This window comes from Lysobacter sp. 05T417 (assembly GCF_056396405.1).
Genome location: NZ_JBFTLK010000004.1, coordinates 369,084 through 384,115, shown reverse-complemented (window position 1 = coordinate 384,115; position 15,032 = coordinate 369,084). Strand labels below are relative to the sequence as shown.

General features: G+C 68.1%; 8 protein-coding genes and 1 riboswitch. Of the genes, 3 read left to right on the top strand and 5 right to left on the bottom strand.

Annotated elements, in window-relative coordinates; translation table 11 throughout:
• Nucleotides 1-94: 94 nt before the first annotated feature.
• The 5 genes from AC1DER_RS09535 to thiC all read right to left on the bottom strand — a co-directional run bounded on the left by AC1DER_RS09535 (nucleotide 95) and on the right by thiC (nucleotide 9,623).
• Nucleotides 95-3,001: a TonB-dependent receptor domain-containing protein gene (locus AC1DER_RS09535; RefSeq protein WP_477246573.1), complete on the bottom strand. Its 2,907-nt coding sequence runs from the start codon at nucleotides 2,999-3,001 to the stop codon at nucleotides 95-97.
• Between the two features lie 252 nt (nucleotides 3,002-3,253).
• Entirely contained in the window at nucleotides 3,254-4,162 is a 909-nt protein-coding gene (locus AC1DER_RS09530) for a helix-turn-helix domain-containing protein (RefSeq protein ID WP_441816652.1), read from the bottom strand.
• A gap of 144 nt (nucleotides 4,163-4,306) precedes the next feature.
• Nucleotides 4,307-6,649 (bottom strand): winged helix-turn-helix domain-containing protein, encoded by a 2,343-nt coding sequence (locus AC1DER_RS09525; protein ID WP_477246570.1) that lies wholly within the window; start codon nucleotides 6,647-6,649, stop codon nucleotides 4,307-4,309.
• 310 nt (nucleotides 6,650-6,959) lie between these two features.
• Nucleotides 6,960-7,637 carry an ion channel gene (locus AC1DER_RS09520; protein WP_477246568.1) on the bottom strand — a complete coding sequence of 226 codons (678 nt, stop codon included), beginning with the start codon at nucleotides 7,635-7,637 and terminating at the stop codon, nucleotides 6,960-6,962.
• A gap of 108 nt (nucleotides 7,638-7,745) precedes the next feature.
• On the bottom strand, nucleotides 7,746-9,623 hold the full coding sequence (thiC, locus tag AC1DER_RS09515) for a phosphomethylpyrimidine synthase ThiC (protein WP_477357906.1): 1,878 nt from the start codon (nucleotides 9,621-9,623) through the stop codon (nucleotides 7,746-7,748).
• Nucleotides 9,624-9,674: 51 nt separating this feature from the next.
• A riboswitch (TPP riboswitch) is annotated at nucleotides 9,675-9,776 on the bottom strand.
• 328 nt (nucleotides 9,777-10,104) lie between these two features.
• On the opposite strand from thiC, the gene thrA reads away from it, so the two are divergent.
• From thrA to thrC, 3 genes are read left to right on the top strand one after another with little or no spacing between them, the layout of a single operon-like run.
• Nucleotides 10,105-12,654, top strand: a complete 2,550-nt coding sequence (gene thrA, locus AC1DER_RS09510) for a bifunctional aspartate kinase/homoserine dehydrogenase I (protein WP_477246564.1) — start codon at nucleotides 10,105-10,107, stop codon at nucleotides 12,652-12,654.
• Entirely contained in the window at nucleotides 12,651-13,697 is a 1,047-nt protein-coding gene (locus AC1DER_RS09505) for a homoserine kinase (RefSeq protein ID WP_477246561.1), read from the top strand. The genes thrA and AC1DER_RS09505 overlap by 4 nt, the downstream gene beginning before the upstream one ends.
• Nucleotides 13,694-14,980, top strand: coding sequence for a threonine synthase (thrC, locus tag AC1DER_RS09500; protein ID WP_477246559.1), 1,287 nt, complete (start codon nucleotides 13,694-13,696; stop codon nucleotides 14,978-14,980). The genes AC1DER_RS09505 and thrC overlap by 4 nt, the downstream gene beginning before the upstream one ends.
• Nucleotides 14,981-15,032 lie beyond the last annotated feature (52 nt).

Genomic DNA, 15,032 nt, shown 5'->3' with positions numbered 1-15,032 from the left:
GCGCATCGCCAGACCCAGGGACTCGGCACGGGGCCAGAAAGAACTACGGCCCCTTTCGGGGCCGTAGTGGTCTTGCGTCTTGCTTTTCAGCCTATCAGAAGCGCTGCTGGTACTTGAGGTACATGAAGCGACCGATGTCGAAGCCGCCGTAGTACGAGAAGCCCGAGTTCGGCTGGTTGTAGGCCGGAGCTGCGTAGTGCTCGAACACGTTGTTCGCGCCCACTGCAACGGTGGCGTTCCACGGTGCATTCCAACGGACCTGCAGGTCGTGGAAGGTGTTGGAACCCAGCTCGTTCATCGGAACGACGGTGCCGTTGGTGTCCGGAGCCTGGTAGTTCGGCAGGCTGCAGCGGTCGTCGAAGTAGCAATCTTCCTTCGTGCCCGAGTAGTAGCGCATGCCCCAGCTCACGCCGAATGCACCCTTCTCCCACGTCAGGTTCATGTTCGAACGCAGGCGGAAGTTGCCGTCGAAGCCGTTGAGCTGCTGCGGTGCGCCTTCCAGGCTGTCGGTCTTGAGCTCGTTCTTGCTGACGTAGGTGTTGAGCCATGCCACCGAGAACTTGCCGTAGTCGGTCGCCAGGCTGTAGTTGACGTCGAAGTCGAAGCCTTCGGTCTCCTGGAAGCCGGCGTTGCGGCCGCCGAACGACAGGAAGGTCAGCTCACCGGTGTTCGGGTCACGCATGAACGTGGTGGCGCTCTGGCAACGCGAACCGATGCCACGGATGTAGCAGTCGTTGAGGATGTCAGTCGGGCTATCCGGCACGATCGTGTTGTCGATGCGGATGTTCCACCAGTCCAGCGTCAGGTTCAGACCTTCGGCGAACGTCGGGCTCCACACGAAGCCCAGGGTCTTGGACTCGGAGGTTTCCGGCGTCAGGTTCGGATTGGAACCGGACAGGAACGGAATCGGCGACTGCTCACCCGGACCGGCGGCGACGCCACCGGACTGCGCCGGCTGGCGGTAACCGGCCGGAACGTCGGCCACGCATGCTGCGCTGCCTGCGGCCGAACCGAACGACGTATCGCACGGGTCGGTGTAGTCCTCGAAGCTCTGCGAGACGCCGCCGTACAGGTCGGCCACGGTCGGAGCACGGAAGCCTTCAGACCAGGTACCACGCACCAGCAGCTGGTCGAGCGGCTTCCAGGTGAAGCCGAACTTGCTGTTGGTGGTGTCGCCGAAGGTGTCGTAATCCGAGTAACGGGTTGCGAGGCTGACGCTCAGTTCCTTCGCGAACGGCAGGTCGGCCAGCAGCGGGATGCTCAACTCGGCATAGACTTCGTCGAGCGAGTAGCCACCGCTGGTCGGGCCCGAAGCCAGGTCGGTCGAGATGCCGGTCTGGGCCAGTGCGTCGGGCGAGAAGTAGCCGCTTTCACTGCGGTACTCGTAACCCACTGCAACGCCGACGTCGCCGGCCGGCAGGGTGAACAGCGTGCCGGAGATGTTGGCGAAGTAGCTCTTGGTCTCGGTTTCCGACAGTGCCTGGCCAGGCAGGTACAGGAATGCCTGCACGCCCGGGTCAGCCAGACCGCCCTGGCCGGTCACGCCGGCCGGAACCATCGGGTTCCACGGCGTGCACGCGCCCGGACCGAAGCCCAGCGGGATCGGATCAGCAGCGGTACCGCACTGGACGACGCCCTGTGCATTGAGGAACGACGGGCCCACAGCCTTGGCAACAGCGGCAGTGTTGAGGTTGCCGGTGCTGATCTGCTTGCCTTCGTTCTGGTTGTACAGGTAGCCGGCATCCCAGTCCCAGAAGTGCTCGCCGGTCTGGAACGAACCGCTGAACGCACCGGTGAAGCGGAACGTGGTCAGGCTGTTGTTGACTTCACGCGGCACGTCCCAGCCACGGCGGATGAACTCGACGTCTTCGCCAGCACCCGGGTTGGCGCGGTTGCCGACCGGGTTGTAGTAGCTGTCAGCCGAGATCGGGGTGTGCCAGTTGCCACCCGGATCGACCGACTGGTACGGGTAACCGGCGTTCTGTGCGAACGAATCGCGGTCGGTGTACAGCACATCCGTGTCGAAATGGATGTTGTCGGTGATGTCGAAGGTGCCGTTCAAGAACACCGAACGACGCTCGATGCCCGAATAGACGGTCGACTGCTCGTTCGGGTTGCTGACGTCGGTGCCGTTGCGCGCACGGTAGTTGGCGAAGTCGGAAGCATCGCGGTCCTGTCCGTCACGGATCAGGTTCCAGCGGCTGCCGTCGGCGCGGATCATCGTGCCGAACTGGTTGGTGGCCGACAGGCCGCCCGGACGCGGCGTGCTCTTCTCGCCGGTCGGGAAGCGGACCTGGCTGAACCAGCGGTCACGCGCCCACACCGGATCTTCCTTCGAGTACTCGACGCCGGCCGTGACCGAACCGCGGTCGCCGGTGAAGCCCATGACGAAGTCATAGACCTGGCGGGTACCGTCGCCCTGGCCGTACTGGCCCATGTAGGCATTGGCTTCTGCGCCGTCGAAGTTCTTGCGGGTGATGATGTTCACCACGCCGGCAATGGCGTCGGAACCGTAGATGGTGGAAGCGCCGTCCTTCAGGACTTCGATGCGCTCGACCATCGACGCCGGGATCTGCGCGACGTCCTGCAGACCGTCGTTGGTGATGCCCAGGCGCTTGCCGTTGACCAGGATCAGGGTGCGGTTGGCACCGAGGTTGCGCAGATCGATGTACTGGCCACCGACGGCTTCGCCCGAGGACAGCGGCGAGGTACGGCTGATCGCCGGCGAACCGACGGCGGTGATGTTCTGCAGGATGTCGGCAACCGAGCTGAAGCCCTGGTTCTCGATATCTTCGCGGGTGAGCTGGAGCACCGGTGCGGCGGTCTCGAGGTCGACCTGGCGGATGCGCGAGCCGGTGACTTCGATGCGATCAAGGGTGGTAGCGCCCTGCTGCTCGGCGGCAGCTTCCTGGGCGCTGGCAAACGCCGGCGCCAATGCGATCGCGATGCCTGCCGGCAGCATGCCGACGCGCATCGCGGTGCGCAGATTGCGATGATTCATTTATCTCTCTCCAGATAACTGTTATGGGCGTGTTAAACGCCGATCAAACTTACGTTCCGGGAGGCTCTGCCGCTTTGCGGGTAGCGCTGAGAGACTTTGCTCAATCGGTCTGCGAGGGCACTTCCGCAGTCCGGGAGGCATAAAAGAAAAGCGGCCGTTGCGGCCGCCTGGGAATCGTGTGGCATGCCGTTGGCGGTCTCGCCAACGTTGGCAAGACCGCGTGGACATGTGTGCTGCCAGGCGCGTGGCCGGTCAGGTACCGGTGCGCCCCAGCGCCTTGCTGCTGGACTTCGCGGCAGCGACCCGCGCCGGAACGGAAGCGCTCCGGTAGCGGCTTGCCGACTGGCCGAAACGGGCACGGAAGGCGCGCGCGAAACTGCAGCAGTTGTCGAATCCGCTGGCCGCGGCCACTTCGCCGATCATCATCGAGGTGCTGGTCAGCAGGTCGGCCGCGTGCTCCAGGCGCATGCGCGCGGAGGCCGCCTGCGGGCTTTCCTCATAGAGACTGTGGAAGGTCTTGGAGAAGTACCAGCTGGAGAAGCTGGTCAGCTCGGCCAGCTCGCTGATGCGGACCACGCGGTCGCAATTGCCTTCCAGGTACAGGCGCGCACGCTGGAGGCGTCCGAACACCTGGCGCTTGCGGCTGCGCGAGCGGCCCGGGCATCGCGGGATGCGCGCGGCCAGTTCGCCCTGGACGCCGGCCAGGTGCAGCAGGATCGGCCGCAGCGAGGCGGTATCGAGGGTCGCAGCCGACGAGTCGGCCAGGCGGGCGGCAGCCTCGCGCCACAGGTGCAGGGCGATCCGGGCATCGCGGCGCGGCATGCTGCCGCGGCCGGCATAGAGGCCGCGATCGGCGAACCGGGTCATTTCGCGCAGGGCATCTCCGGACAGGGTGAGACCCACGCAGACACCGAAACGGTCGGCCTGGACGTTGGGCTTGGAATCCTTCTCGAAGGCGATCCAGTCACCGCGTCGCAGCCGGAACTTGCCTTCCTTCGCCTCGACCCACGAGCTGCCATGCATCTGCACCCAGATCGAGAAGCCGCCCGCCAGCTGCACGCTGCCCAGGCGCGAAACGCCGATGCAACCACCTTGAACCGCGCCTTCCGGCGTGTCGAGCTGCAGTAGCTGCCCGCGGTCCGCCCATTGCACTTGCTCCATTTGGTCCACCTCATGTGCCGAGAATGGCTAATGGATTTGCCTGAGACGGGCGTCTACATCAGGAAAGTTGGCGGAGACTTATACGAATTCGCACCGAACGATTAACCGAAGGACTTCCGAAAGCACTTTCCTCTTTTCTTTCAATCACCTGCCCCATCCGGGGACAAATGCTTTCGGTTCTTCCGGCAGCTCCATGTAACCGATATCGGCGCCGTCCCACTCGATAAGTGCGACGTAGGCCACATCTCCGCGCGGGCCACCGAGGCTGAAACCGTTGATCGCCGAGCGCCGGGTCTGGTCCATGCAGCTCGCCACGGCGGCGGTGTCGGCCGGGACGATCCGGCGCAGGCTGGCCGCGCAACCCTGCAACTGCTCCAGGTAGCGGACCTCTCCGTCGGGCGCCAGCGCCCACAGGCGATAGCGGTCGGACGTCGGCTCGACTTCGTCGATACGGGTGACGCTGGCGGCGCTCAGGTCCAGGTCGGCCTGCCACAGGCCGCTCTCGGTGAGGCGGGTGAACAGGATCCGGTTGCGCTCGCCATCGACCTGGAAGTTGGAGACGCCACTGATCCGCGCCAGCGACCGCCACGGCGTCAGGCTGCGGTCGTACAGCCGCAGCTGCGGGTGGCCGTCGGCGTTGGCCGACAGCACCAGCAGGCGCTTCGGGTCCGGGGTGTAGCGGGCCTGCAGCGGGTCCGGTTCGGGCAGCTCGAGACGGACCACGCGGCCATTGGCGGGGGTGACTTCGTGCAGCACGCCGTGGCCGGTGGCATCGACACCGGTGGCCAGCATCCGCGAACTGTCACTCGACCAGGAGGGGGCGTAGCGCGTGCCCGGCCGCACCCCGCTCATCATCCGCAGCGTGTCGGGCTGGGTCAGGTCGCCCCACCACAGGGCATTGCTGCCGGAGCGGTCGGAAACGAAGGCGAGCTGGCGGCCGTCCGGCGCGATGGTCGGCAGCAGGTCGCGCGAGGTCGAGGCGAACAGCGGCTCGACCACGTGGACGCTGCCCTTGCCTTCCGGCGCCAGGGCGACCCGGTACAGGCCGAAGTATGGCCGCCGCTGGACGAAGGCCATGGCCCGGCGGGCCTTGGCGGTGACCGGCGACTGCGCGTCATCCAGTCCCATCGGCTGCGCCTCGCCGGTGCCACTGTCGAGCTGGAACATCCGGTAGTCGCCGTCGATCATCACGCTGAACAACAGGGTCTGGCCGTTGGGCAGCCAGTCCCAGCCGCGCATGTCGGCGCGCAGGTGGCTCAGTCGTTCGGCCCTGCCGCCGGCGGCGGGGATGCGCCAGAAATCTCCCAGCGGCGAATTGCGCACGAACACGATCCACTGGCCGTCGGGCGAATAGCGCGGCGACGAATCCAGATCATCCGCGTCGTGGTCGTAAGGCAGCGCGCGCCAGTCGCCACTGTCCAGGTCGAGCAGGCGCAGGCCGAGGCTGCCGCGATCGCCGGGCATGCCACCGAACAAGAGGCCATTGCCATCGGGCGTCCAGTCGAAGGTGGGCGGGCTGCGATAGTCGCAGTTGCCCACCTCGTGCTCGCCGCGCGCGTTGGGGGTGACCACACGGACGCTGCAGGTAGTGCCGGCGGTGCGGATGAAGGCGATCCAGCGCCCGTCCGGCGACCACACCGGGGCGCTGTCGTCAGCGCCCTCGGGCGGACGGGTCAGCAGGCGCGGCTGGGTCTGTTCGGTGGTCTGGACCATGATCGAGGTGCCGCGCTGGCCTTCGGGCAGGGCAACGTAGGCGACCATTCCGGCGTCGGGCGACAGCGTCGGCGACAGCTCGAAGCCCGGCATCGACGTGATCAGGCGGTACGGTCGCTCGATCCGCAGCCCCTGCGACACCGCGGGCGGTGCCGCCGCGGCGCCGCCATGCAGGTTCTTGCCATCGCGGAACAGCGCCCAGCCCAGCAGCGCCGACACCAGCACCGCCACCGCACCGACGGCTGCCGCCAGCGAGACCCAGTTGCCGCGCGGCATCGATGACGCCGGCAGCGGCACCGGCGCCAGTGGTTCACTGGGATCGGCCGGCGCGATCGCCGGGTACTTGGATGTGGTCCGCGACGGATCTGCCCAGCGCGCATCGGCCTGCTCGGCGGCCATCGCCGCGGCCTGCGCGTACAACCATTCCACCGGTGCCAGCAGGCGGTAACCGTTCTTGGCGATGGTCTCGATGTAGCGCGGATTGCCGCGCTCGTCATCGAAGGCCTTGCGCAACTGGGTGATGGCCTGGGTGACGACGTCATTGGTCGGCAGCGTGTCCGGCCACACTTCGGCCATCAGTGCGTCACGGCTGACCACCCGGCCGGCCTGCTCGATGAGCACCAGCAGGACGGCCATGGACTTGGGAGTGATGCGCAGCGGCCGCCGTTTGCCGGGCGCCCGGATCTCGCGTAGCGGCACGTCCACCAGACAATCGCCCACGCGCAACCGATCAGACGGTAGCGGTTGCGATATTGGCTCGATGGGTCGGGGCATGGATCCGAAATGGTGGACAGCAAACTGAACAGCCGTCATGTGCCGTTCGGTCTGGATCCTTCCAATTGACCGATGCGGCAAATCGCGTGGGCGCTATAGGGAAAGCGCTGCTCAGGAAGACATTCTAACGTCTGAGAGGCTTAACCCCATTCATTGGGGTGGCTCCAGGCCCTCTCTCGCCGACGTCCTACAGAATTCTTTGTTCCACCATTCGCGCTTCGGCGCGTTTTTTTTGCCCGCTGCGCCCCCGCGAGGCCGCCGCGGCGGGCTGGAGCTCCCCGGAACGGCCAGGCTGCCCAGCCGGCGCGCCTCACTTGCGCAGGATCGTCAGTCCGATCAGGCGCGACACCACCACCGCGATATAGGCCACGCCGGCGAACTGCTCGAGCATCACCAGCACCCGCGCGGGCGACGAGATCGGCAGGACGTCGCCCAGGCCGGTCGCCGACAGCGTGGTGAAGCTCAGGAACAGCAACTCCAGCCATGGCCGCGGCTGGCCCGGGTTTACCGCGCCGGTGAAACTGCCCGGATGCAGCGCCTGGCAGACGAAGAAGACGTAGGCAAAGCCCCAGGCCAGCAGGGTGAAGGTGGCGCCGGCAGCGAACAACTCGTCGGTGGTCACCTTGTGGTCGCCGAGCATGTAGGAGATCAGGCTGGTGGCCGCATACAGGTACAGCAACGCTTCCAGCGCGGCGGACACCGTCACCAGCGAGTGGTCGTCGATCAGCACGCCGATGATCGACAGCAACAGCGCCGGCACCGCCAGCACCCAGGCGATCCAGTTCTTGGCCGGGCTGTGGTTGACCACCAGCACCGCAAGCACGATCACCACCACGCCGAACGCGCTGAACAAGACACGGCCGGCGCGCATCTCGTCGAACAGCGGGTACAGCGCCAGGCTCAGCAGCTGCACGCCGAGCAGGAACGCCGACGGATTGCGGCGCGCCCGCACCCGCCAGCGCAACCAGCCCATGTGGGTCTCGGCCATCTGCTCACCTCGTCCGTGTGATTGCGGCAGAGCGTAGCCCAACCGCGCGCCACCGCGTGGTGATGGCGCGCGGTGACGGCCCGCGGTGACGACACTCCCCGGGGGCGATCAGGCCTTGTGGTAGACCTGCGCGCCCTGGGCGAGGAACTCGGCCGACTTCTCGGCCATGCCCTCGTCGAGCGCGACCTGTTCGTCGACGCCGTGCTCCTTGGCGTAGTCGCGCACATCCTGGGTGATCTTCATCGAGCAGAAGTGCGGGCCGCACATCGAGCAGAAGTGCGCGACCTTGTGCGCATCCTTGGGCAACGTCTCGTCGTGGTACTCGCGGGCACGCTCCGGATCCAGGCCAAGGTTGAACTGGTCCTCCCAGCGGAACTCGAAACGCGCCTTGCTCATCGCGTTGTCGCGCGCCTGCGCGCCCGGATGCCCCTTGGCCAGGTCGGCGGCATGGGCGGCGATCTTGTAGGCCATCAGGCCCTCACGCACGTCGTGCTTGTTGGGCAGGCCCAGGTGCTCCTTGGGCGTGACGTAGCAGAGCATCGCGGTGCCGAACCAGCCGATCATCGCCGCGCCAATGGCGCTGGTGATGTGGTCGTAGCCCGGCGCGATGTCGGTGGTCAGCGGCCCGAGCGTGTAGAACGGCGCCTCGCCGCACTCGCGCAGCTGCTTGTCCATGTTCTCCTTGATCAGCTGCATCGGCACGTGGCCGGGGCCTTCGATCATGGTCTGTACGTCGTGCTTCCAGGCGATCTTGGTGAGCTCGCCAAGGGTTTCGAGTTCGCCGAACTGGGCAGCGTCGTTGGCGTCGGCGATCGAGCCCGGACGCAGGCCATCGCCGAGCGAAAACGCCACGTCGTACGCCTTCATGATGTCGCAGATGTCCTCGAAGTGCGTATAGAGGAAATTCTCGCGGTGATGCGCCAGGCACCACTTGGCCAGGATCGAGCCGCCGCGCGAGACGATGCCGGTGACGCGCTTGGCGGTGAGCGGTACGTAGCGCAGCAGCACGCCGGCGTGGATGGTGAAGTAGTCCACGCCCTGCTCTGCCTGCTCGATCAGCGTGTCGCGGAAGATCTCCCAGGTCAGTTCCTCGGCGCGGCCGTCGACCTTTTCCAGCGCCTGGTAGATCGGCACGGTGCCGATCGGCACCGGCGAGTTGCGGATGATCCACTCGCGGGTCTCGTGGATGTGCTTGCCGGTCGACAGGTCCATGACCGTGTCGGCGCCCCAGCGCATCGACCACACCAGCTTCTCGACTTCCTCGGCGATGCCCGAGGAGACCGCGGAATTGCCGATGTTGGCGTTGACCTTGGTCAGGAAATTGCGGCCGATGATCATCGGCTCGCTTTCCGGGTGGTTGATGTTGTTGGGAATGATGGCGCGGCCGCGGGCCACTTCGTCGCGCACGAATTGCGGCGTGATGATCTGCTGGATGTTGGCGCCGAAGGTCTCGCCGGCGTGCTGGCGCAACAGATGCGCCTCGCGGATCGACTCCAGGCGCTGGTTCTCGCGGATGGCGATGAACTCCATCTCCGGCGTGACGATGCCGCGGCGCGCGTAGTGCATCTGGGTGACGTTGGCGCCTGCGATCGCGCGGCGCGGCAGCGGGCGGTTGCCGAAACGCACGGCATCGAGCCTGGGATCGTGCTCGCGCTTGCGGCCGAACTCCGACGACAGCCCCGTCAGCGCCTCGGTATCGCCGCGCTCGGCGATCCACTGCGCGCGCAAAGGCGCCAGGCCCTGGGCGAGATCGATCACCGCGTTGCTGTCGGTGTACGCACCGGACGTGTCGTACACGGCCAGCGGCGCATTGTCCTCGCCGCCGAACATGGTCGGCGTGCGCGCCAGCGCGATCTCGCGCATCGGCACGCGGATGTCAGGGCGCGAGCCCTCGACATGGATCTTGTGCGAGCCCGGGATCGGGCGGGTGACGTCGCCGGACAACTGCTCGGCCTGGCGGATCAACTCGGAGGGGACTGCATTCATGACGTTCGTCCGGATGGGGGCGGGACGAAGCGGCGGCGCGCACCGCGGCGATGGCGGTGTCGCGAAGCTTCCCTACGGCGGTCTCAACCGCATCAGGTTCGAAGGGTCTGTCTCAACCGGCGCCACCTGGCGCAGGTACCCCCGCTTCAGTGCGCATTTGACCACGCGAACGCGATGCGGGCCAGCACGGGGCGGCCGAGCGCCAGCGCAGGTTTCGTTTGCAACTGTTGACAGCCACGGAAAGCGCGTGGTTCTCTCGCTTCCATGACGCATCGCAGCATGCCGCCACAGACGCCGCCCAGCCTGGTCGATGACCAGGCCGCCGCCGTCGTGGCCATTGCGATTACCACTGGTACCGGTACCACTCCTTTCGGGGTGCGGACGGGCGTGTCCAGCTGAACCAGACCACGCCTCCGCACCCGACCCGGGTGCGCTGGCCTGGCACCCGGACCGGAAGCGGGGCCCACAAGGAGCCCGACCGATGCCTTCCGCCGATGCTGCACCGCCTGTTCCCCGGAAACCCTCCACGCACTGCCACGTCCACAAGTTCGGCGGCAGCAGCCTCGCCGACGCCGCGCTGTATCGCGTCGCCGCCGGCCTGCTGGATGGGCCGGCCCGCACGCGGGTGGTGGTGGTCTCGGCGATGCAGGGCGTCACCGATGCGCTGATCGCGCTGGTGGCCGGGGCGCGATCCGGACAGGACTGGGCGCCGGCATGGGCAGCACTGCGACAGCGCCACCGCGTCGCGGCCGACGCGCTCGGCGGCGACGGCGCGCAGGCACTGCAGGCGGCCCTGGATGAGGACTTCGAGTCGGTCCGTGGACAGCTCGCAGTCGTGGCCGGCAACGGCGCGGATGCGGACCCGACCGCGACTGCGCTGCCCGGATGGGGCGAGGTCTGGTCATCGCGACTCATGCATGCCGCCGTCGCCACGCCCGGCCAGGGCTGGCTGCGGCTGGACGCTCGCGATGTACTGGTCGTGCACCCCGGTGAAATGGGCATGGCGGTGGACTGGGCCGCCAGCCGCGCGCGACTGGCGGACTGGCGCGCGCAGCACGGCAGCGGCCACGTCGTCGTCACCGGCTTTGTCGCCCGCGACACGCAGGGACGCGCCACCACGCTGGGCCGCAACGGCAGCGACTACTCCGCGGCGATCTTCGCCAACCTGTTCGATGCCGACGCGCTGACCATCTGGACCGATGTCGACGGCGTGCTCTCGGCCGACCCGCGGCTGGTGCCCGAAGCGGTCTGCCTGCCGTCAATGTCCTACGCCGAAGCCTGCGAGCTGGCGTATTTCGGCGCCAAAGTGCTGCACCCGCAGACGCTGGCGCCGGTGCAGGAGCGCGGCATCCCGCTGCGGATCCGCAACACCCGCCGGCCGCAGCTGCCGGGCACTCTGATCAGCCCGGAAAGCGACCCCGATGGCGCGCCGGTGAAAGGCCTCAGCCTGGTCCGCGACATGGCGATCATCGAGCTGGTCGGCAACGGCATGGTCGGCGTGCCCGGCGCGGCCGAGCGCCTGTTCGGCGCGCTGCGCGGCGCCGGCGTATCGGTGACGATGATTTCGCAGGGTTCTTCCGAACACTCCATCTGCTGCGTGGTCCGCGCCGACCAGGCGCCGCGTGCGCGCGATGCCGTGGCCAGCGCATTCGCCGATGCCATCGCCGACAGCCAGGCACAGGGCGTCACCCTCACCGACGGCATCGCGGTGCTGGCCGCGGTGGGTGATGGCATGGTCGGCACGCCGGGCGTGGCGGCGCGGCTGCTCGGCGGCCTTGCCCAGGCGCGCGTGAATGCCCGCGCGATCGCCCAGGGCGCCGGCGAGCGCAACATCTCCGTCGCCATCGGCGACAAGGACGCCACCCGCGCGCTGCGTGCGGCACATGCCGCGTTCTGGCTGTCGCCGCAGAGCCTGTCGGTCGGCGTGATCGGCCCGGGCCAGGTCGGCCGCGCGCTGCTGTCGCAGCTGTCGGCGGCGCTGCCGCAGCTGCGCAGGCGCTCGGGCCTCGACCTGCGCCTGCGCGCGCTCGCCAACAGCCGCGCGATGCACCTCGACGAACGCGGCATCGAGCCGGCCGACGCGGTGGCGCATCTGGACGGCGGCGCAGCCGAGCCGGTCGACCTCGAGCGCTTCGCCCAGCACGTCCGCGGCGAACACCTGCCGCATGCCCTGATCGTCGACTGCAGCGCCAGCCCGGCGGTGGCCGCGCTGTACCCGCAGTGGCTGGCCGCCGGCATCCATGTGGTCACCCCGAACAAACATGCCGGCAGCGGCGACTGGGCCCGCTACGCCGCCATCCAGGACGCCAGCCGCAGCGGCGGCGGCCGTTTCCGCTACGAGGCCACCGTTGGCGCCGGCCTGCCGGTGATGCTGACCCTGCGCAACCTGCTCGACACCGGCGACGAACTGTTCGGCATCGACGGCATGCTCTCGGGCACACTGGCGTGGTTGTTCAACCGTTTCGACGGCAGCGTGCCGTTCTCGCAGCTGGTGCGCGAGGCGCAGGCGCTGGGCTATACCGAACCCGATCCGCGCGACGACCTGTCCGGCCTCGATGTCGCGCGCAAACTGGTGATCCTGGCGCGCGAAGCCGGTCGCGCGTTGTCGCTGGAGGATGTGGAAGTGGAGAACCTGGTGCCACAGGCGCTGCGCGCGGTCAGTCGGGACGAGTTCCTGGCCCGGCTTGAGGACATGGACGCACCGATGCTCGCGCGCTTCCGCCAAGCCGATGCGCAGCAGCGGGCGCTGCGCCATCTCGCCCGCCTCGACCGCGACGGTCGCGCCAGCGTGGGCCTGGTCGCACTGCCGCGCGAGCACGCCTGCTGCCATACCCGCCTGACCGACAACCTGGTGCAGTTCAGCACGCGCCGCTACGCCGACAATCCGCTCGTCGTGCAGGGCCCTGGCGCCGGTCCGGACGTCACCGCCGCCGGCGTCTTCGGCGATGTGCTGGCGATCGCGCAGTCGCTGGGATCGCCGTGCGGGATGCCGCTGCTGCATGCCGGCGTACCGGCCGAGGCGCGCGCATGAACGTCGACATCGAGGCATCGCCGGACCGGGCTGGGCATGATCGGGCTGGGCATGATCGGGCTGGGCATGGCCGGGCCGGGCATGACCGGGCCGGGCATGGCCAGCGCCTGCAGTGCCGCGCGTTCGCACCCGGCAGCGTCGGCAACATCGGCGTCGGCTTCGATCTGCTCGGCCATACCATCGCCGGCGTGCGCGATGTCGCCCTGGTCCGCCGCATCCCCGCTGCCGAAGTCCGCATCGCGGCGATCCGCGGCGATGTCGCCGGCGCCGCATCGCTGCCTCTCGAAGCCTCGCGCAACACCGCCGGGCAGGCGCTGGTCTCGCTGCGGGCCAGGCTCGGCCTCGACCACGGCTTCGAGCTGGAACTGGAGAAAGGCATACCGCTGGGCTCCGGCCTGGGCGGCTCGGCCGCGTCGTGCGTCGCCGCACTGGTCGCGGCCAACGCGCTGCTGGATGCACCTCTGCCGCGCGAGGCGCTCTACGAGTTCGCCCTGGATGGCGAGTCGGTGTCCAGCGGCAGCCGCCACGGCGACAACGTCGCACCGATGCTGCTCGGCGGCGTCGTCATGGCCACGGCCACGCGGATGATCCCGCTGGCGGTGCCCGAATGGTTGTATGCAGTGGTCGTGCACCCCGACCAGGTGCTGGAGACGCGCCGCGCACGCGCGGTGCTGGCCGAACCGTATCCGCTGTCGCTGGTCGTGGAGCAGAGCTCGCACCTGGCGCTGTTCCTGACCGGACTGCAACGCGGCGATGCATCGCTGCTGCGCGAAGGACTGCACGACCTGCTGGTGGAACCGCGGCGCGCGCCGCTCATTCCCGGATTCGTCGAGGCCAAGGCGGCGGCGCTCGAGCACGGCGCACTGGGCGCGAGCATCTCCGGCGCCGGCCCGAGCACGTTCGCCTGGTTCGCATCCAAGGCCGAAGCGGAGGCGGCGGCGCCGGCGATGCAGGCGGCGTTTGCACTGGCCGGATACGGCTCGCGCGCGTACGTGACGCCGGTGGCGGGGCCGCGGGCCGATCTGATCGCGCTGCCGGCATGAACTTCACCAGCACCCGCGGCAACACGCCCTCCTCCGCCATCGACCAGGCCCTTGTCGCCGGCCTTGCACCCGATGGCGGCCTGTACGTGCCCGAGAGCGTCCCGTTGCTTCAACTGCAGTCGAGCGCGACGCTGGCGGACACTGCGCACGCCGCACTGGCGTCCTACTTCGATGACTCGTCGCTGCACGGTTCACTCGCGGCGATCTGCGAACACGCCTACTCCTTCGCAGCCCCGCTGCGGCCGATGTCGGGCGAAGGCGATTACCTGCTCGAGCTGTTCCATGGGCCCACCGCGGCATTCAAGGACTACGCCGCGCGCTTTCTCGCCGAATCGCTGTCGCGTCTGCGCGCCGATGGCGCCGCGCCGACCACCATCCTGGTGGCGACCTCCGGCGATACCGGCGCCGCCGTCGCGGCAGCCTTCCACCGCCGCCCGGGTTTCGAAGTGGTGATCCTCTATCCCGAGGGTCGCGTCTCGCCGCGACAGGCGCATGGGCTGGAGTGCTGGGGCGACAACGTGCGCACCTACCGGATAGCCGGCAGTTTCGACGACTGCCAGCGGCTGGCCAAGCAGGCGCTGTCGGACGAATCGTTGCGGCAGTCGATGTCGCTCAGCTCGGCCAACAGCATCAGCCTCGGCCGCTTGCTGCCGCAGGTGGGCTACTACGCGCATGCCGCCCTGACCTACCACGCACAGCACGGCCAGGCGCTGAACTTCATCGTGCCCACCGGCAACCTCGGCAATGCCTGCGCCGCGTTTCTGGCGCGAAGGATGGGCGTGCCTGTCGGCGACCTGGTGCTGGCCAGCAACGCCAACGACGTGCTGCCGCGCTATTTCGCGGGCGAGGACTACGCACCGCAGACGACGCGCGCAACGCTGGCCAACGCCATGGACGTCGGCGCACCGAGCAACTTCGAACGGCTGCGTCACTGGCATGACAGCGATATGGAGTTGCGTGCGGCAATGCGCGCGCAGGCGGTCTACGACAGCACCATCACCGCCACCATCGGCGAGGCGCCGCAGCGTCATGGCGTGGTGCCCTGCCCGCATACCGCCACCGGTCTGCACGTGCTCGAAGGCATCCGCACACAGGGCGACCGCCGGCCCTGGGCGGTCGTGTCCACGGCCCATCCGGCCAAGTTCGAGAGCATCGTCGAGCCGCTCGTCGGCCATGCCGTCGAGCCACCGCCGGAGCTGGCCCGGACGCTGTCGTTGCCGGCCTCTGCCGAGCCTCTGGCAGTGGACTATGCGGCGTTGCGCGAGCGTCTTCTGAGGCGATGAGCATCCCGTCACGCCCTCGCGCCATGTCATGCGCCGTTTCAAACGAAACTGT